17 protein-coding genes are annotated in these 23314 nt (G+C 71.4%); 15 read left to right on the forward strand and 2 right to left on the reverse strand.

Features of this window, described 5'->3' with window-relative positions; translation table 11 throughout:
• Positions 1-240: 240 nt before the first annotated feature.
• From mreC to IF67_RS0110455, 4 genes are read left to right on the forward strand one after another with little or no spacing between them, the layout of a single operon-like run.
• Positions 241-1173, forward strand: coding sequence for a rod shape-determining protein MreC (gene mreC, locus IF67_RS0110440; RefSeq protein WP_030984392.1), 933 nt, complete (start codon positions 241-243; stop codon positions 1171-1173).
• A 3-nt stretch (positions 1174-1176) separates the two neighbouring features.
• Positions 1177-1890, forward strand: a complete 714-nt coding sequence (gene mreD, locus IF67_RS0110445) for a rod shape-determining protein MreD (RefSeq protein ID WP_030984393.1) — start codon at positions 1177-1179, stop codon at positions 1888-1890.
• Between the two features lie 48 nt (positions 1891-1938).
• Positions 1939-4089, forward strand: coding sequence for a penicillin-binding protein 2 (gene mrdA, locus IF67_RS0110450; protein WP_030984394.1), 2151 nt, complete (start codon positions 1939-1941; stop codon positions 4087-4089).
• Positions 4086-5300, forward strand: a complete 1215-nt coding sequence (locus tag IF67_RS0110455; RefSeq protein WP_030984396.1) for an FtsW/RodA/SpoVE family cell cycle protein — start codon at positions 4086-4088, stop codon at positions 5298-5300. Before mrdA ends, IF67_RS0110455 begins: the two co-directional genes overlap by 4 nt.
• Before the next feature lie 7 nt (positions 5301-5307).
• Here the strand turns inward: IF67_RS0110455 and IF67_RS0110460 are convergent, their stop codons facing one another.
• Entirely contained in the window at positions 5308-5754 is a 447-nt protein-coding gene (locus IF67_RS0110460) for an ATP-binding protein (protein ID WP_030984398.1), read from the reverse strand.
• A gap of 180 nt (positions 5755-5934) precedes the next feature.
• Between IF67_RS0110460 and IF67_RS0110465 the strand changes: the two genes are divergently transcribed.
• The 9 genes from IF67_RS0110465 (at position 5935) to obgE (ending at position 18759) form a co-directional block, all read left to right on the forward strand.
• On the forward strand, positions 5935-7593 hold the full coding sequence (locus tag IF67_RS0110465) for a CYTH and CHAD domain-containing protein (RefSeq protein WP_030984399.1): 1659 nt from the start codon (positions 5935-5937) through the stop codon (positions 7591-7593).
• Between the two features lie 76 nt (positions 7594-7669).
• Entirely contained in the window at positions 7670-9592 is a 1923-nt protein-coding gene (locus IF67_RS0110470; protein WP_030984402.1) for a TIGR03960 family B12-binding radical SAM protein, read from the forward strand.
• 78 nt (positions 9593-9670) lie between these two features.
• Entirely contained in the window at positions 9671-10240 is a 570-nt protein-coding gene (locus IF67_RS0110475; protein WP_037839132.1) for a GNAT family N-acetyltransferase, read from the forward strand.
• A gap of 49 nt (positions 10241-10289) precedes the next feature.
• A complete protein-coding gene (locus IF67_RS0110480) occupies positions 10290-11438 on the forward strand; it encodes a hypothetical protein (protein WP_030984406.1) in 1149 nt (382 codons plus the stop codon).
• 48 nt (positions 11439-11486) lie between these two features.
• Positions 11487-12287: a TIGR03936 family radical SAM-associated protein gene (locus IF67_RS0110485; protein ID WP_030984408.1), complete on the forward strand. Its 801-nt coding sequence runs from the start codon at positions 11487-11489 to the stop codon at positions 12285-12287.
• Positions 12288-12507: 220 nt separating this feature from the next.
• Positions 12508-16347, forward strand: coding sequence for an Rne/Rng family ribonuclease (locus tag IF67_RS0110490; protein ID WP_030984410.1), 3840 nt, complete (start codon positions 12508-12510; stop codon positions 16345-16347).
• Between the two features lie 225 nt (positions 16348-16572).
• On the forward strand, positions 16573-16893 hold the full coding sequence (gene rplU / locus IF67_RS0110495) for a 50S ribosomal protein L21 (protein WP_030082047.1): 321 nt from the start codon (positions 16573-16575) through the stop codon (positions 16891-16893).
• Between the two features lie 14 nt (positions 16894-16907).
• Positions 16908-17165: a 50S ribosomal protein L27 gene (rpmA, locus tag IF67_RS0110500; protein ID WP_018088248.1), complete on the forward strand. Its 258-nt coding sequence runs from the start codon at positions 16908-16910 to the stop codon at positions 17163-17165.
• 157 nt (positions 17166-17322) lie between these two features.
• Positions 17323-18759 (forward strand): GTPase ObgE, encoded by a 1437-nt coding sequence (gene obgE, locus IF67_RS0110505; RefSeq protein WP_030984414.1) that lies wholly within the window; start codon positions 17323-17325, stop codon positions 18757-18759.
• 115 nt (positions 18760-18874) lie between these two features.
• On the opposite strand, the gene IF67_RS0110510 is transcribed toward obgE, so the two are convergent.
• Positions 18875-20971 carry a membrane protein gene (locus IF67_RS0110510; protein ID WP_030984415.1) on the reverse strand — a complete coding sequence of 699 codons (2097 nt, stop codon included), beginning with the start codon at positions 20969-20971 and terminating at the stop codon, positions 18875-18877.
• Between the two features lie 466 nt (positions 20972-21437).
• Between IF67_RS0110510 and proB the strand changes: the two genes are divergently transcribed.
• Both proB and IF67_RS0110520 read left to right on the forward strand, forming a co-directional pair.
• Positions 21438-22535, forward strand: coding sequence for a glutamate 5-kinase (gene proB, locus IF67_RS0110515; protein ID WP_030984417.1), 1098 nt, complete (start codon positions 21438-21440; stop codon positions 22533-22535).
• 237 nt (positions 22536-22772) lie between these two features.
• A complete protein-coding gene (locus tag IF67_RS0110520) occupies positions 22773-23267 on the forward strand; it encodes a hypothetical protein (RefSeq protein WP_030984419.1) in 495 nt (164 codons plus the stop codon).
• Positions 23268-23314 lie beyond the last annotated feature (47 nt).

A 23314-nucleotide genomic window follows, 5' to 3' on the forward strand; every position in this document is an offset into this window, starting at 1 on the left:
GGACCCGGGTCCCGATCGCGCCGCGGCCGTCGAGCGGCGTCCGCGGCGTTCGGGAACCATGGCGACAGCGGCCGATCCGTCCGGCGGATCGCTGATATACAGGCACAACCTCCCGACAGACACGGTGCACTGACGCTTCACCGTCCGGCACCGTCACACAGGCACAACGCTCAACTCCCGAACGAGACCGGCGGGGCCCGCAGCCGGCCGGTCCTACGAGGAAGGACACGGCCGCCGCACGTGAGGGACACACGAGAGAGCCGGCTGCTGCTGGTGCTGCTGGTCGCGATCGCGTTCGCGCTGATCACGGTCGATATCCGCGGCGGCGAACAGTCCCCGCTCGATGGCGCCCGGCAAGCCGCCGCCTCCGCCTTCGGCCCGGTCGAAAGCGGCGTCGCCCGCGTCGTCAACCCGGTCGGCAACGCCGTCGGCGCCGTGCGGGACTCCGGCGCCCGGCACAACCGGATCAGCAAGCTGGAGCACGAGAACGAGGCGCTCAAGGCCAAGCTCGGCTCCTCCGACCGCAACCGCAACCGCGCGGCCGAGCTCGACAAGATCCTCAAGACCGCGGGCACCGGCCAGTACGGCATCAAGGGCGCCCAGGTCATCGCCATCGGCTCGGCCCAGGGCTTCTCCTGGACCGTCACCATCGACGCCGGCACCCGCGACGGCATCGCCCGCGATATGACCGTGCTCAACGGAGACGGTCTGGTCGGCCGGGTCACCACCGTCGGCACCGACACCTCCACCGTCCTGCTGGCCGCCGACCCCGACTTCACCGTCGGCACCCGCATGGAGAAGACCAACGAGATCGGCTTCGCCAACGGGCAGGGCGTCCGCTCGCTGCGCGTCCAGCTCCTCAACGGCAAGGCCAACATCAAGCGGGGCGACCGCCTGGTCACCTTCGGCTCCAGCAAGGACAAGCCGTTCGTGCCCGGCGTGCCGGTCGGCAAGGTCGTCAAGGTCGAGCCGTCCAACGGCGATCTGACGCGCAACCTCCAGGTCCGGCCCTTTGTCTCGTTCTCCCAGCTCGACATCGTCGGCGTAGTCGTCGCACCGCCCCGCCAGGACCCGCGCGACACCGTCCTGCCGCCTGCGCCCGCGAAGCCCAAGCCGACGCCGACGGTCACCGTCACGGCCACCCCCTCCGCGAGCGCTTCTCCCAGGAGCTGACCGATGCGCATCAACCGGATCCTGCTCTCGGCCCCGCTGGTGGTCGTCGCCCTCGTCATTCAGGTCACCATCCTCGCCAGACTCCAACTGCCCGGCGCCGTACCCGACCTGCTGCTGCTCGTGGTGCTCGGCCTCGCGCTGGTCTACGGCCATGTCGGCGGCGCGCTGGTCGGCTTCTTCGCCGGACTGCTGGCCGACCTCGCCCCGCCCTCCGACCACGCCATCGGCCGCTATGCGCTGGTGCTCTGCGTCATCGGCTATTGCGCGGGCCTGACCAAGCCGGAGTCGGGCCAGCACCGCTCGGCGACGCTGCCGCTGCTCGTCGTCCTCGGCGCCGCCCTCGGCTCGACGCTGATGTACGCCGGCGTCGGTGCGCTGGTCGGTGACACCGCCGCCCGGCACGTCGGCATCGTCGGACTGCTGCTCAGCGCCACCCTCTACGACCTGCTGCTGGCCCCCTTCACCGTCCCGCTGGTGATGGCGCTGGCACGCAGAACGGAAGGTGAGGCGCTGGCCGGCGACGGCTCCGGTTCGAGCGGCGCGGCCGGCCGGGATTCCGGGTACGGCTGGCTCACCACCGGCACAGGTCTCAAGGCCAGCCGTGGTGCCATGAAGTCCGTGCGCACGGGGACGGGCATCGGCAGCCAGCGCGGCAGTCTGCTCGGCAAGTCGGCCCGCGACAAGGTGGGCCGCATCAAGGGGGTCAAGCGACTGTGACGCCCTCGCTCCTTTCGACCACCACCCCTCGTGGAGGCGCTGCGCGCCATGAGTAATCTTCCGGAAACCCGGACCTCCCGGGTCAGCGTCCGGCTCATCGCGATCCAGATCCTGGTCTTCTCCCTGCTGCTCACTCTCGGCGGCCGGCTCTGGTATCTACAGATCCGCAACGGCCAGGAGTACGCCACCGAGGCGAGAAACAACCACGTCCAGCAAGTCATCGAGCCCGCCACCCGCGGCTCCATCCTCGATGCGCGCGGGGTGCCGCTGGCCGACAACCAGACCCGTCTGGTGGTCTCCGCGAGCCGTACCGAGCTGCTGAAGATGAAGGACGACGGCAAGGGCGTGCTCGGCCGGCTCGCCAAGGTGCTCGGCATGTCCGAGAAGGAGATCCGCAACAAGGTCCGGCTGTGCGACGCCAAGACCCCGCAGCCCTGCTGGAACGGCTCGCCCTACCAGCCGATCCCGATCACCGACGAGGCCACCACCCAGCAGGCCCTCCAGATCCGCGAACGCTCCGAGGCCTTCCCCGGCATCAGCGCCGAGCCCACCGCCGTCCGCCGCTACGCCGCTCCCGGCGACGCCAACACCGCCCAGGTGCTCGGCTACCTCTCGCCGGTCACCGACGAGGAGATCAACAAGGCCAAGGACACCGACTCGCCGTTCCTGCGCTCGGACCAGATCGGCCGGTCCGGTCTGGAGCGTACGTACGACCGCTATCTGCGGGGCAAGGCCGCCGTCACCCGCTATGAGGTGGACAACCTCGGCCGGGTCATCGGCCAGGCCAACAGCGAGAAGGGCCAGGGCGGCGCGAGCGTCGTCACCAGCATCGACGCGCGGGTGCAGGCCATAGCGGAGAAGCAGCTCGACCAGGCCATGAAGGACGCCCGTAAGGTGCACGACAGGAACACGGGCACCAACTACAAGGCCGACTCGGGCGCCGTGGTGGTCATGGAAGCCAAGACCGGCCGGGTGGTGGCGATGGCCTCCAACCCCAGCTACGACCCCAATGCCTGGGTCGGCGGGATCTCCGGCAAGGACTACGCCCACCTCACCGGCAAGGACTCCAACTACCCGCTGCTGAACCGCGCCATCCAGGGACAGGCCGCCCCCGGCTCGATCTTCAAGGTCATCTCGACCACGGCCGCGATCAACGCGGGTTACGACTTCAACGGCCACTACCCCTGCACCAGCTCGTACAGCATCGGCGGCCAGACCTTCAAGAACTTCGAGGGCGAGGGCCACGGCGACATCAGCCTGGGCCGGGCGCTGGAGGTCTCCTGCGACACCGTCTTCTACCGGCTCTCGCACGAGGAGTGGAAGAAGGACGGCGGGGACAAGCCCAAGAAGGACCCCAACGACTGGTTCTACAAGACCGCCCACCAGTTCGGTCTCGGCAAGGAGACCGGCATCGACCTCCCCAACGAGGTCACCGGCCGGGTCCCCGACCGCAAGTGGAAGAACGCCTTCTGGAAGGCCAACAAGTCCGGCTGGTGCAAGCAGGCCAAGGCCTGGCCCAAGAAGAAGGACTTCGCCACCAAGCTCGCCCGTGAGGGCTGCCTCGAAGGCATGAAGCTGCATGCCTACGACTCCATCAACTACGCCATCGGGCAGGGCGACACCCTCGTCACCCCCATCCAGATGGCGACCATCTACGGCGCCATCAGCAACGGCGGCACGCTCTACAACCCGACCGTCGGCAAGGCCATCGTCAGCCCCGACGGCAAGAAGGTGCGGCCGGTCAGGCCCACGTCGCACGGCAAGCTGCCCGACAGCCCCAAGACGCTCCGGCAGATGGACTCCGCGCTGGCCGGTGTGGCCACCCGCGGTACCGCCGCATGGCGCTTCCAGGGCTGGCCGCAGGACAAGATTCCGATGCACGCCAAGACGGGTACGGCCGAGGTCTACGGCAAGCAGACCACCTCGTGGTTCGCGACGTACACCAAGGACTACACGATCGTCATGACGATCTCCCAGGGTGGTACCGGATCCGGCGCCTCCGGTCCGGCCGTACGCAACATCTACAACGCCCTGTACGGAGTCGACGAGAAGGGCGGGATCGACCCGAAGGCCGCCCTGCTGCCGAAGCCGCAAGGATCGCTCCCCAAGATCGAGGGTGACGGGACGATCCAGGCCCAGCCCATCAAGCCGTACGTGCCGCCGTCGCCGTCGCCGTCCGCATCGGAGAGCCCACAGTGACGACCAGCCACACCTCCCGGGCGTTCTCGATCCGGCGCTACACCCCAGAGCTCGGCACCTGGGGCAAGCTGACGGCGCGTGATTCGGTGCTGCGCAAGCTGGACTGGATACTGCTGCTGTCCTGCCTGGTGCTGTCGCTGATGGGCTCGGTGCTGGTCTTCTCCGCCACCCGCAACCGCACCGAGCTCAACCACGGCGACGAGTACTACTACTTCCTGCACCATCTGCTCAATCTCGGCATCGGCCTGGCACTGGCCGCCGGCACCATCTGGCTCGGGCACCGCACCCTGCGCGGTGCGGTCCCGATCCTCTACGCGCTGTCGGTCGTGCTGGCACTGCTGGTGCTGACGCCGCTGGGCGCCACCATCAACGGCTCGCGATCCTGGCTGGCGATCCCCGGCGGTTTCTCGCTCCAGCCCGCCGAGTTCGCGAAGATCACCATCACCCTCGGCATGGCGATGATCCTGGCGTCCCGGGTCGACGCGGGCGACCGCCCGCACCCCGGCCACCGCACCGTCGTCCAGGCCCTCGCCCTGGCCGCCGTCCCGGTCGCCGTGATCATGCTGATGCCCGACCTCGGCTCGGTCATGGTGCTCGGCGCCGTCATCCTCGGCGTGCTGCTCTCCTCCGGTGCCTCCAATCGCTGGATCCTCGGCCTGGGCGGCACCGGCGTCGTCGGCTGTGTGGCCGTCTGGCAGCTCGGCCTGCTCGACGCCTACCAGATCGCCCGGTTCGCCGCGTTCGCCAACCCGAGCCTCGACCCGGCCGGTGTCGGCTACAACACCAACCAGGCCCGGATCGCGATCGGCGGCGGGGGGCTGACCGGCTCGGGTCTCTTCCACGGCAGCCAGACCACCGGCCAGTTCGTCCCCGAACAGCAGACGGACTTCATCTTCACCGTCGCCGGTGAGGAGCTCGGCTTCCTGGGCGCGGGCCTGATCATCGTCCTGCTCGGTGTCGTCCTGTGGCGGGCCTGCCGGATCGCCCGTGAGTCCACCGAGCTCTACGGCACGGTCGTCGCCGCCGGCATCATCGCGTGGTTCGCCTTCCAGGCCTTCGAGAACGTCGGTATGACCCTCGGCATCATGCCCGTCACCGGCCTTCCCCTGCCGTTCGTCTCCTACGGCGGCACGTCCATGTTCGCGGTCTGGATCGCGATCGGGCTGCTCCAGTCCATCCGCGTACAGCGCCCGCTGTCGGCCTCGCGCTGACGTCGCGTCACGGGGCGAGGTGCAGCTCGAACCAGAGCGAGGCGGACCGGGGCAGGCCCTCGAACGGAGTCGTGCCCCAGTCGTCGGCGAGGTGGCCGGTCAGCAGCATCCCGTAGTCGGCGGCCTGCTCACCGGCCGTCGGCGCCGGCCGCGGAATCCGGGCCGGCGCCTCGTCGTGCACGCTGATCCGCAGTCCGTGCCCGGCGGTCAGCATCCGCAGCAGGATGTCCGCCGACCGCGGCGTCCGCAGATGGGAGCGGGTCACCGCCACCGAGGTGAGCAGTACCGCGGTGTCGGTGAGCGGGGCGAGGCCCGTGCGGCGCAGGACGGCACGGACGAAATCGCGGGCGGCCTTCGGGGTGGTGGGGGTGCTCGGTGCGGTCAGGACATAGGGGCGGGCGCCTGCCGAGAGGCGGAGGGGTGTCCGGGTGGCGGGTGCGGTTGGGGGGTGCACGGGTGTCTCCCTCCCCGAAGGGGTCGAGTGAGCGCCGATTGCACTCTACGTATTCGTCTCGTCACACACCGTAAGTCACGCCATGGGGCGCGTGCCACCCTCTGCTCCGGATCCCGCCATGCGGCAGCTCCCGTGGGCGGGCGGGTGGTCGCGGCCGGGATGGGTGGCTAGCCTCGATGCATGGCGGACACCGTACGAGAAATCGAACGCAAGTACGACATCGACGATGGTGCGCAGCTGCCCGATCTGGCCGGTATCGACCGGGTCGCCACCGTGGTGGAAGCCGGCGTCGAAGCCCTTGACGCCCTCTACTACGACACCGCCGGCCACCGCCTCGCCGCCGATGGCATCACGCTGCGCCGCCGCACCGGCGGCAAGGACGCGGGCTGGCATCTGAAGCTGCCGGTCGCGCCGGGGGTGCGGGACGAGGTGCGGGCGCCGTTGTCCGATGTGCCGCCTCCGGAACTGACCGCGCTCGTCCGGTCGCGGGTACTGGACCAGGAGCCGGTTCCCGTCATACGGCTGCGGACGCGGCGCACGGTGCGCATCCTGAAGGACGCCGCAGGGGTGCCGCTCGCCGAGGTGGCGGTGGACGCGGTGCGGGCGCAGCGGGCGGGCGAGGCCGCGAGGAAGGCGGAACTGCCGGCGGGGCCCGTCGAGGCCCGCTGGTGCGAGATCGAGGTGGAGCTGACCGGGGGCGGCGACACCGCGCTGCTGGACGAGGTCGGCAGGGCGCTGGTCGCGTCGGGCGCGCGCCCCGCCGCGGCGCAGTCGAAGCTGGCGCGGGCGCTGGCGGAGACGGGGCCGGCGCGCGACCGGCCCGGGGCGGACGACGCCGGGCCGGGCAGGCGCCGTGCCGAAGACCCCGGAAAGCGCGGGGGGAAGGGCAAGGGCGCCGGGAAGAAGGCCGCGACCGGGAAGAAGGCCGGGAAGAAGGCCGGGAAGAAGAAGGGGTGCACGGCCGGGGACGTGGTGCTCCGTTACGTCCGTGAGCAGGTTCGGGTGATCATCGAACTGGATCCGGCGGTACGGCGGGACCTGCCCGACTCGGTGCACCGGATGCGGGTCGCCACCCGCCGGCTGCGCAGCGCCTTCCGCTCGTACACCAGGGTGCTCGACCGCGCCGCCACCCGGCCCATCGGTCTCGAACTCAAGTGGCTGGCGGCGGAGTTGGGGGTGGACCGCGACCGCGAGGTGCTGACCGCGCGGCTGCGGAAGGCGCTGGCCGACGTGCCCCCGACGCTCCGGCTGGGGCCGGTGGACGCCCGGCTGCGCATCTGGTCCGAGCGGCGCCGGGCCGGCTCGCGGAAGGAGGTGCTCGCCGTACTGGACGGGCCTCGCTACCTGTCGCTGCTGAAGACGCTGCACGCCCTCCTGGAGGAGCCGCCGCTGCGCCCGGCAGCCGCCCGGCCGGCGCCCCCGTTGGTGTCCGAGGCGGTGCTGAAGGACTACCGGCGGCTGGCCCGCCGTGTGGAGGCCGCGCTGGCCGCACCGGCCGGGCGGGAGCGGGACGAGGCACTGCACGGTGCCCGCAAGGCCGCCAAGCGGACGCGGTACGCGGCGGAGGCCTCCCGTCCGGCGCTCGGCCCGCCGGCGAAGAAGTTCGCCAAGCGGATCAAGCGGGTGCAGCAGCTGCTGGGCGACCACCAGGACAGCGTGGTGGCGCGCGGCGCACTGCGCGAACTGGCGACCCAGGCGCACCAGGCCGGTGAGGGCGGCTTCACCTTCGGCCTGCTCCACGGGCGCGAGGAGGCCCTGGCGGCGGACCGGGAATGGGAGCTGCCGGGCCGGTGGAAGAAGGCCTCGCGGCGCAAGCACCGGGCCGCGTTCCGGCGGTGAGAGCGCTGTGCGAGGGGGCGGCCCCCCGAGCGGTTACGCTTGAGAGTCGCCCCCTGCCAGCTCACAAAGGTTCGAGATGTCTGCCGAGTCGGTCTTCCCGCAGCTCGAGGCCCTGCTCCCGCATGTGCAGAAGCCCATTCAGTACGTCGGCGGTGAGCTGAACTCCACCGTCAAGGACTGGGACTCCTGTGACGTGCGGTGGTCGCTCATGTACCCCGACGCCTACGAGGTCGGTCTGCCCAACCAGGGCGTCATGATCCTCTACGAGGTCCTCAACGAGCGCGAGGGCGTGCTGGCCGAGCGCACGTACAGCGTGTGGCCGGACCTCGAAGCGCTGATGCGTGAGCATCACGTCCCGCAGTTCACGGTCGACGCGCACCGCCCCGTCGGCGCCTTCGACGTCCTCGGTGTCTCCTTCTCGACCGAGCTGGGGTACACCAACCTCCTCACCGCCCTGGACCTCGCCGGTATCCCGATGGAGGCCAAGGACCGTACGGAGGACCACCCGATCGTCCTCGCCGGCGGCCACGCGGCCTTCAACCCCGAGCCGATCGCGGACTTCCTGGACTGCGCGGTCGTGGGCGACGGCGAGCAGGCGGTGCTGGAGATCACCGAGATCATCCGCGCCTGGAAGGCCGAGGACCGGCCCGGCGGGCGCGATGAGCTGCTCTTCCGCCTGGCGAGGACCGGCAGCGTCTACGTCCCCAAGTTCTACGACGTCGAGTACCTGGCCGACGGGCGGATCTCCCGCGTCGTGCCGAACCGCTCCGGCGTCCCGTGGCGGGTCTCCAAGCACACCGTCATGGACCTGGACGAATGGCCCTACCCCAAGCAGCCGCTCGTCCCCCTGGCCGAGACCGTCCATGAGCGGATGTCGGTCGAGATCTTCCGTGGCTGCACCCGCGGCTGCCGTTTCTGCCAGGCCGGCATGATCACGCGCCCCGTACGGGAGCGAAGCATCACCGGCATCGGCGACATGGTGGACAAGGGGCTGAAGGCCACGGGATTCGAGGAGGTCGGCCTGTTGTCGCTGTCCTCCGCGGACCACACCGAGATCGGTGACCTCGCGAAGGGCCTCGCCGACCGGTACGAGGAAGACAAGATCGGTCTGTCGCTGCCGTCGACCCGTGTCGACGCCTTCAACGTCGATCTCGCCAACGAGCTGACGCGCAACGGCCGTCGCTCCGGTCTGACCTTCGCGCCCGAGGGCGGCTCGGAGCGGATGCGCAAGGTCATCAACAAGATGGTCTCCGAAGAGGACCTGATCAGGACCGTCTCCACGGCCTACGGCAACGGCTGGCGGCAGGTGAAGCTCTACTTCATGTGCGGTCTGCCGACCGAGACCGACGAGGACGTGCTCCAGATCGGCGACATGGCGGTCAAGGTCATCGCCGAGGGCCGCAAGGCCTCCGGGCAGAACGACATCCGCTGCACGGTCTCCATCGGCGGCTTCGTCCCCAAGCCGCACACCCCCTTCCAGTGGGCGCCGCAGCTGTCGGCGGAGGAGACGGACGCCCGTCTCGAAAAGCTCCGGGACAAGATCCGCGGCGACAAGAAGTACGGGCGCTCGATCGGCTTCCGCTACCACGACGGCAAGCCCGGCATCGTCGAGGGCCTGCTCTCGCGCGGCGACCGCCGCGTCGGCTCGGTCATCCGCGCCGTCTACGAGGGCGGCGGCCGCTTCGACGGCTGGCGTGAGCACTTCTCCTACGACCGCTGGATGAAGGCCGCCGAGGAGACGCTGCCCGACTTCGGCGTGGACGTCGCCTGGTACACCACCCGGGAGCGGGAGTACGAAGAGGTCCTGCCCTGGGACCACCTGGACTCCGGTCTCGACAAGGACTGGCTCTGGGAGGACTGGCAGGACTCGCTCGACGAGACCGAGGTCGAGGACTGCCGCTGGACCCCGTGCTTCGACTGCGGCGTCTGCCCGCAGATGGACACCGAGATCCAGATCGGCCCGACCGGCAAGAAGCTGCTCCCCCTGTCCGTCAAGTAGCGCTTGCGCCACGCCTCTTCGGCCCGGCCTCCGCACCCTGCGGGGCCGGGCCGTGGCGTGCTCCGGCACAATGAGGCGATGGCACCGCAGCTCATCGCCCCCACCGTCGCCGTCCATGCCTCGTTCCTCGCCGCGATGGACGAATTCCGTGCCGACGGTGCGGAGTCCGCCCCGCACTCCACCCTGGCCGGCGAGCTGACGACGTGGCACAGCCGCTGGCCGACCGCCGAAGGCTTCGCCGAGTACGTCGAACTGGTCGGCGGCGTCATGAGCCACACACGCGCCGACGGTGTGGTCCCCATGACCACCCGCTGGTGGGTGGACGGCGACACCTACCTGGGGCGGTGCACCTTCCGCCACCACCTCACCCCGTCCCTCCTCAACTGGGGCGGCCACCTCGGCTACGGCGTACGCCCCGGCGCCCGCCGCCGGGGCCACGCCACCGCGATACTGCGCGCCGCGCTGCCGATCGCCCATCACGAGCTGGGCATCGACCCGGTGTTGGTGACCTGCGACGACACCAACACCGGCTCGCGTAAGGTCATCGAGGCATGCGGCGGGATCTTCGAGGACCAGCGGGACGAGAAGCTGCGCTACTGGATCCCCGCGGCGACCGCCGCCGGACAGCAGCCGCACCGGTCCGCCTGAGGCGCCGGGGTACGGCCGTACAAGGACAGCAATACAGGGGGACGGGCGAATGGAGCCCAGCGACAGGGAACGACAGGTGCCCGCCCGTTACGAGCCGGGCGAGGGCTGTGTGACGACCGTGGTCCGGCTGCCGGTGCGGATCGTGGTGCTGGTGCTCGTGGTGCCGGTGCGCCTGGTGTGGGATGCACTGGCCGCCGCCGGCCGGGCCGTGAACCGCAGCGTGCTCCGCCCCCTCGGCCGCGGTCTCGCCTGGTTGTGGCGGACCCTCGTGGCCGCCCCCGTGGTGTGGGCCTGGCGGACCCTTGTCGTGATCCCGTTGAGCTGGATCTGGCGGACGCTGGTCGTCGCCCCGTTGGTGTGGCTGTGGCGCTCCGTCCTCGCGCCGGCCGGCCGGGGGACCGCCATGGCGGTGGCCTGGCTGGTCCGGTATCTGCTCGTGGTCCCGGCGAAGTGGCTGTACACCTACGTGATGACGCCGGTGGGGCACGGCATCGTCCGGGTGCTGGGCGCACTGGGCGTGGCCCTGGCCTGGCTCGGCCGCGCGTTGTTCGTATGGCCGTGGGTCACCCTGTGGCGGTATGTGCTGGCACCCGTCGGCCGGGCAATCGGCGCCGCGGTGGCCTGGCTTGTCCGGTATCTGATCGTGGTCCCCGCCCAGTGGCTCTACGCGTACGTCCTGACGCCGGCCGGGCACGGCATCGCCTGGCTGGTGCGTGGCATCGGCGCCGTACTCGCCACACTCGTGCGGTGGCTCGTGGTCGTGCCGGTGGTCGCCCTGTGGCGGTATGTGCTGGCGCCGGCCGGGCGGCTGCTGATCGCCGTGGTGACGGTGGTCGTCCGCGAGGTCGGGGCGGCGTTCGGGCTCTGCTGGCGGGCCGCCGGAATCCTCTCCCGGGCCCTCGGCCGGTTCCTCGGCACGGTACTGCGGTGGGTCTTTGTCGAACCGCTGCGGTGGGTCTACCGCAGTGTGCTCACCCCGCTCGGGCACGTCATCCGCGACGGCCTCTGGCGGCCCGTCCGGCAGGCGCTGCGCACCGCCCGTGAAACCGTACGGCAGACCCGCAGGGAGATCCGGCGGGCGCTGTTCGGGGCCCCCGCGCAGCCGCCGCGGGCCGCAGCTGCCGCGCCCCGCCGGGAACCGGGAGCTCCCGGGACACGTACTCTAGGTAGCAGTACGACCGCACTCACGAAGGACTGAACGACACTGGGCAAGCGACAGCCCGAAGGCCCGCCGCCCGCACCGGCGGTGCAGCGCATCCGACTGCGCTACACCAAGCGCGGCCGCCTCCGGTTCACCAGTCACCGCGACTTCCAGCGCGCTTTCGAGCGGGCGCTGCGCCGCGCCGAGGTCCCCATGGCCTATTCGGCGGGCTTCACCCCGCACCCCAAGGTGTCGTACGCCAACGCCGCCCCGACCGGTACGGGCAGCGAGGCCGAGTATCTGGAGATCCAGCTCGCCCAGCGCCGCGACCCGGACACCCTGCGCACCCTTCTCGACGAGTCGCTGCCGGACGGCCTCGATGTGACCGACGCGGTCGAGGCCCACACCAGTGGTCTGGCCGACCGGCTCCAGGCCTCGGTTTGGGAGATCAGGCTCGACGGGGTCGAGGCACAGACCGCCGAGCGTGCCGTCGCGGCGTTCCTCGCCGCGGAAGAGGTGCAGGTCGAGCGGCGTACGAAAAATGGCATCCGGACCTTTGACGCGCGGGCCGCAGTGGCGCGTCTGGAGGCCGCAGGTCGCGACACCGATAGGCCCGACGGCAATGCCTGTGCGATACTGCGGCTGGTTGTTCGGCATCTGACACCTGCCGTTCGACCCGACGACGTCCTGTCCGGCCTCCGAGCTACGGCCGACCTGGCGCCGCCGGTCCCCGCAGCGGTGACCAGGCTGGCGCAGGGGCTGCTCGATGAGGAGACCGGCGCGGTGACTGACCCGCTAGCGCCCGACCGCGACGCTGCCACGGCCGCCCCATCCACGGCCGCCGGGCTGAGTGCCGCGAAGGCGACGAGTGGGGCCTCCCCGGCAGCCGGGGAAGGTACTGCGTAGGACTGCCGTCGTCGCGTCTCCGATCAGCCAGGGAGCCACCCCGGTCCGGCAGACGCACTGACCAGGAGACTTTCGCCGGTCCCTGCCCTACGGGGACCGGTGAGCGAGACGACAGCTCCCGTGCGGCGCCCACGCCCCGGACAGCGGGACCGCGCTCATCACGCGGACCGCGGCCGGAATCAGGCGCGGCGCCCGGGAGCGTGACGGGAGAACCGCCCGCATGCTCGAGCCCATTGAGCCCACCCGCTCCACGCCGTCCCAGGACCGTGGTGCCGACGACAATCACTCACCCAGCGACACGCTGCCGCCGCGCCGCAGGCGCCGTGCGGCATCCCGGCCGGCCGGTCCGCCGTCGGCCGGTGACGCCGCCGATGCTGTGGTGAGCACCGAGACCGCCGCCGCTTCCGTGGCCGATCCGGCCCTCGCCGAGGAGACCACCGCTTCCGCGGTCACCACCGGGGACGAGGCCAAGCCGGCCCGTACCCGCCGCCGTGCGACGCGCAAGGTCACCGCCCCGTCCGGAGCCCCGCAGCCGGCCGCCGGTGAGCAGCCCGAGGAAGTGGCCGAACCGGCCGCCGCCGAGACATCCGCTGCCGCCGAGACGCCCACCGAGGCGTCGCAGACCGAGGACGCCGCGCCGCGCCGTTCCCGTCGCCGGGCGACCCGCAAGGTGTCCGCCCCCGCCGGCCCCCCGCAGGGCGAGCCCGGCCAGGAGCCTGCCGCCGCCGAGGCGCCCGCGCCCGCCGCCCAGCCCGTCGAGGCCGTCGCGGAGGCTGCCCCCGCCGCCGAGGAGACCGAGGACGCCGCTCCGCGCCGTTCCCGCCGCCGGGCCACCCGTAAGGCCACCGCTCCGGCCGGCGCCCCCCAGGGGAGCGACGCCGACGAGGCCGCCGCCGTGACGGACGAGAGCGCCGCACCGGCCGCCCCCGCCGCCGAGGAGGAGGCTCCGGCCCCCGCCGAGGACGCCAAGCCGGCCCGCACGCGCCGCCGTGCCACCCGTAAGGCCACCGCCCCCTCTGGTGCGCCGCAGGCCGCCGGGGAGGCCGAGGAGACCGCGGAAGCCGCGGAGGCGCCGGCCGCCGAGACCGCAGAGACCGCAGAGACAGCAGAGACCGCAGAGACCGCCGAGGCCCCCCGCCGTCGGGCGCGCCGCCGTGGCGAGCGTGCCGCGGAGCCGGCCGCCGAGGCGCCCCGTGCCGAGGAGGAGCCCGCGAAGGAGGCGCCGCAGCGCGGCCGCCGCCGCGCGCAGCGGCCGCCGACCGCCGTCTTCCAGGCGCCGGTCTTCACCGAGCCGATGTTCCAGACGCCGGAGACCGCGGCCGCCGCCGCTGCCGCGGCCCGCCAGGAGGAGCCCCCGGCCGAGCCGGCCGTGGAGGAGCAGCCCGCCGCCGGTGCGCGCCGCCGTCGCCGTCGTGGCGCCCCGGCCGAGCCCGAGCAGGTCACCGCCGCCCCGGCCGAGGAGCCGGCGGCCGAAGAAGCCGAGGCAGCGGCCGAGCCGGAGACCGAGCAGGCCGAGAGCGGTCACGACGAGGACGAGTCCGCCGACCGCCCCTCACGTCGCCGCCGCCGTGGTGGCCGTCGCCGCCGCCGCGGTGAGTCCGCCGACGAGCAGTCCGCCGAGGGCCGTGCGGACGACGAGCGCGAGAGCGCTCAGGCGGAGTCCGAGGAGAGCGACGAGCAGGCCGACGAGCAGCCGGAGACGCAGGAGGAAGCCGACGAGCAGTCGGGCGGCGGCTCCAGCAGCAGCCGCCGTCGCCGCCGCCGCCGCCGTCGCACCGGTGACTCCGGCGAGGACGGGACCGGCGGCACCGACGACCCGGAGCGCACGGTCGTCAAGGTCCGCGAGCCCCGTAAGAAGGACGAGAGCACCAGCGCCGACGAGGTGCAGTCGATCAAGGGGTCGACCCGCCTGGAGGCCAAGAAGCAGCGCCGCCGTGAGGGCCGCGAGCAGGGCCGCCGCCGGGTGCCGATCATCACCGAGGCGGAGTTCCTCGCCCGCCGCGAGGCCGTCGAGCGCGTGATGGTCGTCCGCCAGAGCGGCGAGCGCACCCAGATCGGCGTCCTTGAGGACAACGTGCTCGTGGAGCACTTCGTCAACAAGGAGCAGGCGACCTCGTACGTCGGCAATGTCTACCTCGGCAAGGTGCAGAACGTCCTGCCGTCGATGGAGGCCGCCTTCGTCGACATCGGCAAGGGCCGCAACGCCGTGCTGTACGCCGGTGAGGTCAACTTCGAGGCGCTCGGCATGTCCAACGGCCCGCGCCGCATCGAGACCGCGCTGAAGTCCGGCCAGTCCGTGCTGGTGCAGGTCACCAAGGACCCGATCGGCCACAAGGGCGCCCGGCTGACCAGCCAGGTCTCGCTCCCCGGCCGCTACCTGGTCTACGTGCCCGAGGGCTCGATGACCGGTATCAGCCGCAAGCTGCCCGACACCGAGCGGGCCCGGCTGAAGCAGATCCTCAAGAAGATCGTCCCCGAGGACGCGGGCGTCATCGTCCGCACCGCCGCGGAGGGCGCGAGCGAGGACGAGCTGGCGCGCGACGTCCAGCGGCTCCAGGCGCAGTGGGAAGAGATCCAGAAGAAGGCCAAGAGCGGCGGCAGTTCCAACGCGCCGAGCCTGCTCTACGGCGAGCCGGACATGACCGTCCGGGTCGTCCGCGACATCTTCAACGAGGACTTCTCCAAGGTCATCGTCAGCGGTGACGAGGCGTGGGAGACCATCCACGGCTATGTCGCGCATGTCGCCCCGGACCTCACCGACCGGCTCCAGAGGTGGACTTCGGACGTCGACGTCTTCGCGACGTACCGCATCGACGAGCAGCTGATGAAGGCGCTGGACCGCAAGGTCTGGCTGCCCAGCGGTGGTTCGCTGGTGATCGACAAGACCGAAGCGATGGTCGTGATCGACGTCAACACCGGGAAGTTCACCGGTCAGGGCGGCAATCTCGAGGAGACGGTCACCAGGAACAACCTGGAGGCGGCCGAAGAGATCGTGCGCCAGCTGCGGCTGCGCGACCTCGGCGGCATCGTCGTCATCGACTTCATCGACATGGTGCTGGAGTCCAACCGGGATCTGGTGCTGCGGCGGATGCTGGAGTGCCTGGGCCGGGACCGGACCAAGCACCAGGTCGCCGAGGTCACCTCGCTCGGCCTGGTCCAGATGACCCGTAAGCGGGTCGGCCAGGGCCTGTTGGAGTCCTTCTCCGAGTCCTGTGTGCACTGCAACGGCCGTGGCGTCATCGTCCACATGGACCAGCCGACGACTGCCGGCGGCGGTGGCAAGCGCAAGAAGAAGGGCAAGGGCGCCCAGGCGGAGCCGCATGTCCACGAGGCCGAGGTGGCCGAGCCGGCCCCGGACGGCGGCGCGCCGGAGCTGGAGCCCGCCCCGGTGACGGAGGCCGAGCTTCAGCCCGCGGTGGACGGCACCGACGAATGGTTCAGCAGCCCTGCCGAGGCCGAGGCAGCCGCCGGGCGCGGCCGTGGCCGCCGCCGGGTGAGCCGGAAGGTGTCCGCTCCGGCGGGTGCCCCCAAGGCCTCGGAGGAAGCCGCCGAGATCGTCGTCCCGGCCGAGCCGGCGCCGGCAGCGGAGCCGGAGACGGTCCCGGAGCCGGTCGCCGAGGCGCCCGTCGCGGAGCCCGCACCGGCCCGTCCGCGCCGCCGCGCGACCCGTAAGGCGACCGCTCCGGCGGGCGCCCCCAAGGCCACCGAGGAGGCCGCCGAGATCGTCGTCCCGGCCGAGTCGGCGCCGGCGGCGGCGGAGACGGTCACCGAGCCCGAGCCGGCCGAGGTCACGGAGCCCGTCGAGGGCGCCGAGGCGGAGACGGAGCCCGCGGCCAAGAAGACCGCGAAGAAGGCGACGGCGAAGAAGGCCGCCACCAAGAAGGCCCCGGCGAAGAAGACCACGGCCAAGAAGGCGGCGGCGAAGAAGACCACCACCGCCACCACCGCCAAGAAGGCCGCGGCGAAGAAGACCACCGCGAAGAAGGCGGCTCCGAAGAAGACGACGAAGGCGGCGGCCAAGAAGACCGCTGCCGCCGTGTCCGCTTCCACGGAGGACTGAGCAGCAGGCCGTGCCCCGGGCCGTCAGCGGTCCGGGGCCGGTTTGACCCCCTGGTCAAGGCCCCGTAACCTTGACCGTCGGTGTCTGTGACACCAAACCCCTGAGCAAACACCTCTCGGTCCGCCGAGGGAGGCCGCTCGTCCATTCGGATTTCACGGGCCCCATCCCGAGCCCGTGTGAGCGGCTGGCATCAGAGGATCCGTTCCTAGCGAAAGAGAGTTCCGCGTGTACGCGATCGTGCGCACCGGCGGACGCCAGCAGAAGGTTGCTGTTGGCGACGTCATCGAGGTAGACCGCATTTCCACCAGCAAGGTCGGCGACACCGTCGAGCTCTCCACGCTGCTGGTGGTCGACGGTGACGCAGTCACCAGCGACCCGTGGGTCCTGGCCGGCGTGAAGGTCCAGGGCGAGGTCGTGGACCACCACAAGGGCGACAAGATCCGGATCCAGAAGTACAAGAACAAGACCGGTTACAAGAAGCGGATCGGCCACCGCCAGCTCCACACGGCGCTGAAGATCACCGGCATCGACGCTCCGGCGAAGTAAGGGACTGAGGAGACATGGCACATAAGAAGGGCGCATCGTCCACTCGGAACGGTCGCGATTCCAATGCTCAGCGGCTCGGCGTGAAGCGCTTCGGCGGTCAGGCCGTCCTCGCCGGTGAGATCCTGGTCCGCCAGCGTGGCACCCACTTCCACCCGGGCACGGGCGTCGGCCGCGGCGGCGACGACACCCTGTTCGCCCTTGCTGCCGGTGCGGTGCAGTTCGGCACCCACCGTGGCCGCAAGGTCGTGAACATCGTTCCGGTCGCCGAGTAATTCGGCCCGGCCGAGCGATAGCTCAGCATCAGCATCACTCAGGGGCGGACCGCCTTTTCCCGCGACAGCGGGAAGGCCGGTCCGCCCTTGCGTGTTAGTACAGAGACATTCGCGCAGTACAGCGACATACCCGTAGTTATCTGGAGGCACACCCACCATGACCACCTTCGTGGACCGCGTCGAGCTGCACGTCGCCGCGGGTAACGGAGGCCACGGCGTGGCCTCCGTGATGCGGGAGAAGTTCAAGCCGTTGGGCGGCCCGGACGGCGGCAACGGCGGCCGCGGCGGCGATGTGATCCTGGTCGTCGACCAGGACGTCACCACCCTTCTCGAATACCACCACCACCCGCACCGCAAGGCCACCAACGGCCAGCCGGGCGCGGGCGACAACCGCTCCGGCAAGAACGGCGAGGATCTGGTCCTGCCGGTCCCCGACGGCACGGTCGTCCTGGACCGCGCGGGCAATGTGCTCGCCGACCTGGTCGGCCAGGGCACCACCTTCGTCGCCGGCCAGGGCGGCCGCGGCGGCCTCGGCAACGCCGCGCTGGCCTCCGCCCGCCGCAAGGCCCCCGGTTTCGCGCTGCTCGGCGTGCCCGGCGAGGCCCGCGACATCGTGCTGGAGCTCAAGACCGTCGCGGACGTCGCGCTGGTCGGCTACCCGAGCGCCGGCAAGTCCTCGCTGATCTCGGTGCTCTCCGCCGCCAAGCCCAAGATCGCCGACTACCCCTTCACCACCCTGGTGCCCAACCTCGGTGTGGTGACGGCCGGTTCGACCGTCTACACGATCGCGGACGTCCCCGGTCTGATCCCCGGCGCGAGCCAGGGCAAGGGCCTGGGCCTGGAGTTCCTGCGGCATGTCGAGCGCTGCGAGGTGCTCGTCCACGTCCTGGACACCGCGACCCTGGAGGCCGACCGTGACCCGGTCTCCGACCTCGACATGATCGAGGAGGAGCTCAAGCAGTACGGCGGCCTGGAGAACCGGCCCCGGATGGTCGTCCTCAACAAGATCGACGTCCCGGACGGCAAGGACCTCGCCGACATCATCCGCCCCGACCTGGAAGAGCGTGGCTACCACGTCTACGAGGTCTCCGCGGTCGCCCATATGGGCCTGAAGGAGCTGTCCTTCGCGCTCGCCGAGGTCGTCTCCAAGGCCCGCGCGGCAAGGCCCGTACAGGAATCCACCCGTATCGTCATCCGGCCCCAGGCCGTGGACGACGCCGGCTTCACGGTCACGGAGGAGGGCGAGAACTTCTACCGCGTGCGCGGTGAGAAGCCCGAGCGCTGGGTCCGGCAGACCGACTTCAACAACGACGAGGCCGTCGGCTACCTCGCCGACCGCCTCAACCGCCTCGGCGTCGAGGACGCGCTGCGCAAGTCGGGCGCGCACGCGGGCGACGGCATCGCCATCGGCCCCGAGGACAACGCCGTCGTCTTCGACTGGGAGCCGATGATGGCGGCCGGCGCGGAGATGCTGGGCCGGCGTGGCGAGGACCACCGCATGGAGGCGCCCCGTCCGGCCGCGCAGCGCCGCAAGGACCGGGACGTGGCGCGGGACGAGGCCGACCAGGAGTACGAGGGCTTCAAGCCCTTCTGACAGTCCGTCCGGCGGTCCGCGGCACCGCACAACGGGGAAGGCCCCCGGGAGTTCTCCTCCCGGGGGCCTTCCCCGTTGTGGTTCTGCGCCGAGGCCGTGAGCGGCCCGCTGCGGCTTAGACGGCGGCCGTGGTGTCCGAGGCGCCGCTGGCCTCGTGCTCGGCCGTCTCGGAGGCTTCCATGTCCTCCTGCGAGCGCTGGCCGGGGATACCGGACAGCCGGTTCTCCATCCGGATGCGCCGCTCGTCGGCCTTCGCGCACAGATCCAGCGCGGCCTGGTTGAAGCGGACCGACGACGGCGGGTCCGACGGGCCCAGCAGGTGCTCCTTGAGCTCGGCCCGCTCCGCGGCCAGGGTGTCCTGCTCCGGGTCGCGGACCGCGTCGAGGAGACCGGCCACGCCGTCCGCCTCGGGCGTGAGGATCGTCGCCGCCCGCACGGTCGGGAAGTTCGCCCGGAAGTCGTCCTCGCTCATCCCCGAGGTGTTGGCGACCGCGTACGGCTTCTCGCTGCTCAGGTAGTCGGAGACGACGCTGGAGACATCGCTGATCAGCACATCGGCCTGGTTGAAGCAGCTGAAGATGCCGGGGCGGGCGGTGGTGATGACGCGGTGCTCCCACCGGGGGAAGGACTTCCAGTACGCCTCCTCCCAGGCGGTGACGGCCGCGGCGACGGCGGCGGCGCGGCCCTCCTGCGGGGTGCCCTGAAGCCGCATCCGCTCCAGCTCGTCCGCGCTCTTGCGGAACGCGGACGTGGTCAGCGCGTTGAGCGCCTCGGTACGGCGGGCCAGCTCGGCGGCGGCCTCGGGGCCGGGCCGCTCCCCGCTGCGCCGGGTGTTGGCCTCCGTGATCATCGCCTGGATACGGGTGTTGGCGGCGCCCGCGCGCGGGTCCACGGAACCGGTCATCGGGTGCGGCTTGTACAGCAGTTGCACGTTCTCGTCGGCGAGCAGCTCACGGACGATGTTCTCGCCCGCCAGGATCACCGAGGTGTTGCCCGGGTTGCCGTCCCAGCCTTCCCAGGTCGGGGCGTACAGCACGGTCGTCATCCGGTCGGCAGCGGCACCGTCCTGCCGCTGGATCGGCTCGATCGGGGCCAGCTGGGGGCGGCCGACCTCGATGACGTCCTTGTCCTCGACGCCGATGTCGGCGAGCTGGTAGCGGTCACGGGCCGCCGGACCCGCCACCCATACCTCGTCGTACGCCTTCGCGTACGGGTTGCAGGAGGACAGCTTGTCGCTCTCGCCGTGGTTGGTGAAGGCGTGCTTGATGGAGGGGATGCGCAGGATCTGCGAGGTCTTGCCGGAGTTCGCCGGGTGCAGCAGGACCTTGAGCGTGGAGTGCTCCAGCCGCATCAGGTTGGCGACCTTGGGGATGCAGACGATCGGCACGTCCGTGGCCTCGATCTTCTGCACCATGAAGCGCTCACGGAGCACGATGATCGGGTTGCCGTCGAGGGAGGCCAGCGTGCTCAGCCACATGTTGGCCTGGTAGGCGGAGGAGGAACCGCCGGAGAAGTACATGCCGACCGTCGGCCGGTACTCGGCCAGCCAGTTGTCCAGCCAGGCGAGAGCCTGCTTCTCGCTGGCCACCCGCTTCTTGGGCAGCAGCCAGGTGCCCAGGTAGAGCGTGCCGCCGGCGGACAGGGTCAGGGAGACGGCCAGGCCAATGCCGCCCCAGTACGCGTCGGTGGTGATCGAGGTGAGCATCATGCCGACCGTGGTGGGCACGGAGAAGCGCAGCAGCCGCCGGCCCGTCTGGCGGGAGAGGATGCGCGGCGGGGCGTCGCACAGCCGCAGCGCGCTCGCATCGATGTTGCGGGTCACGAACGGCATGCTGCGGGTCCTGCGGACCAGCACCGCGACCGCCTGGCACACGAAGTGGGTGCCGTAGAAGAGGAGCAGCGTGATGGTGAGCGGCGCCTGCTCCTCGAGCGGGTTGATGCCGTCGATGTGCAGCAGGCCGACCAGTATCAGCATGTCGCGCAGCAACTGGCGCACCGTGACATCGAACCGGATCCGGCCGAGCACCGCGAGCAGGCCGGGCTGCTTGTGCTGGAGGACCAGGTCGAGACCCAGGTTGACCACGGATGCGGCGATGAACAGCGGGATGACGGGCAGCAGCGCACCGACCAACTGGGCGGTGAACGCGACCATCATCGCGAAGAGTGCCGCGAGCTGGACGGCTCGGCGGGGGGCGATTCCGGCGGAAGGCACGGGGGAGGGCTCCTGGCAGCACGAATGGTCAGGGGGAGGCCGAGGGGGGCGGCCGGGTCCCGCGCTGCGACGCCGCCGGAGCGGCGAAACGGGACCGATGGACACCCGACCGTATGACCTTGTTGGCCTTGGTGACAATCTGCTGTGGCTCTCATCACCGCGAAAGCGGACCAATCGAACGCAACCTCTTGGCCTCGGCTTCCGTCTTAAGGAAAACCGCGGGGCCATGAAAAATCCCGGAAGTAGGGCCCGGGAATTGCGGCCCCTATTCTGCGCCCTCGGGTCCGCGCCGGGTCCGGCCGGTCCCTCCGAAGGGCGTCCGCCAGGCGATATCACGAAGCGCCCGCAGGCCGCCCTGCCGTAGATTGCGCCCGTAGGGCCGTGGTGCGGGTCGGGCAGGGATCCCCCGTACGGCGGTGGGATCGGCGAGCACAGGGGTATGCAGGTGGCAGGCGCAAGGCAGGACGTGAAGGACGCTCGCCGGATCGTGGTGAAGGTCGGCTCGTCCTCGCTGACCACGGCCGCCGGGGGACTGGACGCAGACCGCGTGGACGCGCTGGTGAACGTGCTGGCCAAGCACCAGGACAAGGAGATCGTGCTGGTCTCCTCCGGAGCCATCGCGGCCGGTCTGGCGCCCCTGGGGCTCGACAGGCGGCCCCGCGACCTGGCCCGGCAGCAGGCCGCCGCCAGCGTCGGCCAGGGCCTGCTGGTCGCCCGCTACACCGCCTCGTTCGCCCGCTACGGCCGCCGCGTCGGCCAGGTCCTGCTGACCTCCGACGACACCAGCCGCCGGGCCCACTACCGCAACGCCTACCGGACCCTCGACCAGCTGCTGGCCATGGGCGCCGTACCGATCGTCAACGAGAACGACACCGTCGCGACCGACGAGATCCGCTTTGGGGACAACGACCGGCTGGCGGCCCTGGTCGCCCATCTCGTCCGCGCCGACCTGCTGATCCTGCTCTCCGACGTGGACGGCCTCTACGACGGCGATCCGGCCACCCCCGGCACCTCCCGGATAGCCGAGGTGCGCGGGCCCGAGGACCTGGCGGGCGTCTCCATCGGCAGCGCGGGCAAGGCCGGCGTCGGCACCGGCGGCATGGTCACCAAGGTCGAGGCGGCCCGGATCGCGGCCGCGGCCGGCATCCCGGTCGTCCTGACCTCCGCCGTGCACGCCTCGGACGCCCTCGCCGGCAGCTCGACCGGCACCCACTTCCTGCGCACCGGCCGCCGCTCCGCCGACCGGCTGCTGTGGCTCGCGCACGCCTCCACACCGCGCGGCGCCCTCGTGCTGGACGACGGAGCCGTACGGGCCGTCGTCGAGCGGCGCTCCTCCCTGCTGCCGGCCGGCATCGCCTCCGTGGACGGCGAGTTCTCCGCCGGCGACCCGGTCGAGCTGCGGGACGGTGACGGCCACGCGGTCGCCCGCGGGCTCGTCAATTTCGATGCCAGGGAAATCCCCCGATTGATGGGCCGTTCGACCCGCGATCTCGCCCGCGAGCTGGGCCCCGCCTACGAGCGGGAGGTCGTGCACCGCGACGATCTGGTGCTGCTGCACCCCTGAGCACGCCCCCTGGGCCGATGGCCGTCACGCTCCGTGCACGTTTTCCCCCGCATGGTGCGGAGACCAGCCTTTCCGTACAGACCTTGGGGAAAACGCCCCGCGACGGGCCGCGGACTGGTCAACTTTGTTGCGGAGGCGCCGTAGGGGAGCGGCGCCCGCAGCGCACGAGCGCACCCGCCGACGTAGGAGGCTCCGCACCCGCGAGGGCGGAGCGATTCGCATCACAGGAGGCCGCCGGTGAGACGAGGGCGCCCAGGGGCCCTGCCCCGAGGGGCGGCGGAACGCACGCTGACCAGCGTCGGGACCGCCGAGGACACCGGCCGGCCGGACGAGCAGGACGCGGAGGGGGACAGGGCGGCGCGGCCCGGACCCGAGGGCGGGCGCCGGGAGGCGTCCCGGCTGTGGCACATCACCCTCAGTGTCTCCGGCGCCGAGGCCCCGCTGAAGGAGGTCAGGCGGGCGCTGGAACAGCTCGCCCACGACCACCCCTTCCTGCTGACCAGCCGCTACGCCAACGACCACGCCGAGATCCGCTACTGGGAGGAGGCGCGGGACCTGCACGACGCCGCGGCGGTCGCGCTGCGGCTGTGGGGCGAGCACCGCTCGACGGCCAGGCTGCCGCCGTGGGAGATCGTCGGCCTGGAAGTCATCGGCCGCGAGACCTACCACCAGCGCATCGCGGAGGGGTACGGCCCGCCCCCGGCCTCACCGGTCGGCGTCCATCCCTTCTGACCAGCGGTCGTCCGCGTCCCGCGCTGTGAGATACGGCGTGGCCGCGG

This window comes from Streptomyces sp. NRRL S-1813 (genome assembly GCF_000719605.1).
Lineage (GTDB): Bacteria > Actinomycetota > Actinomycetes > Streptomycetales > Streptomycetaceae > Streptomyces > Streptomyces decoyicus.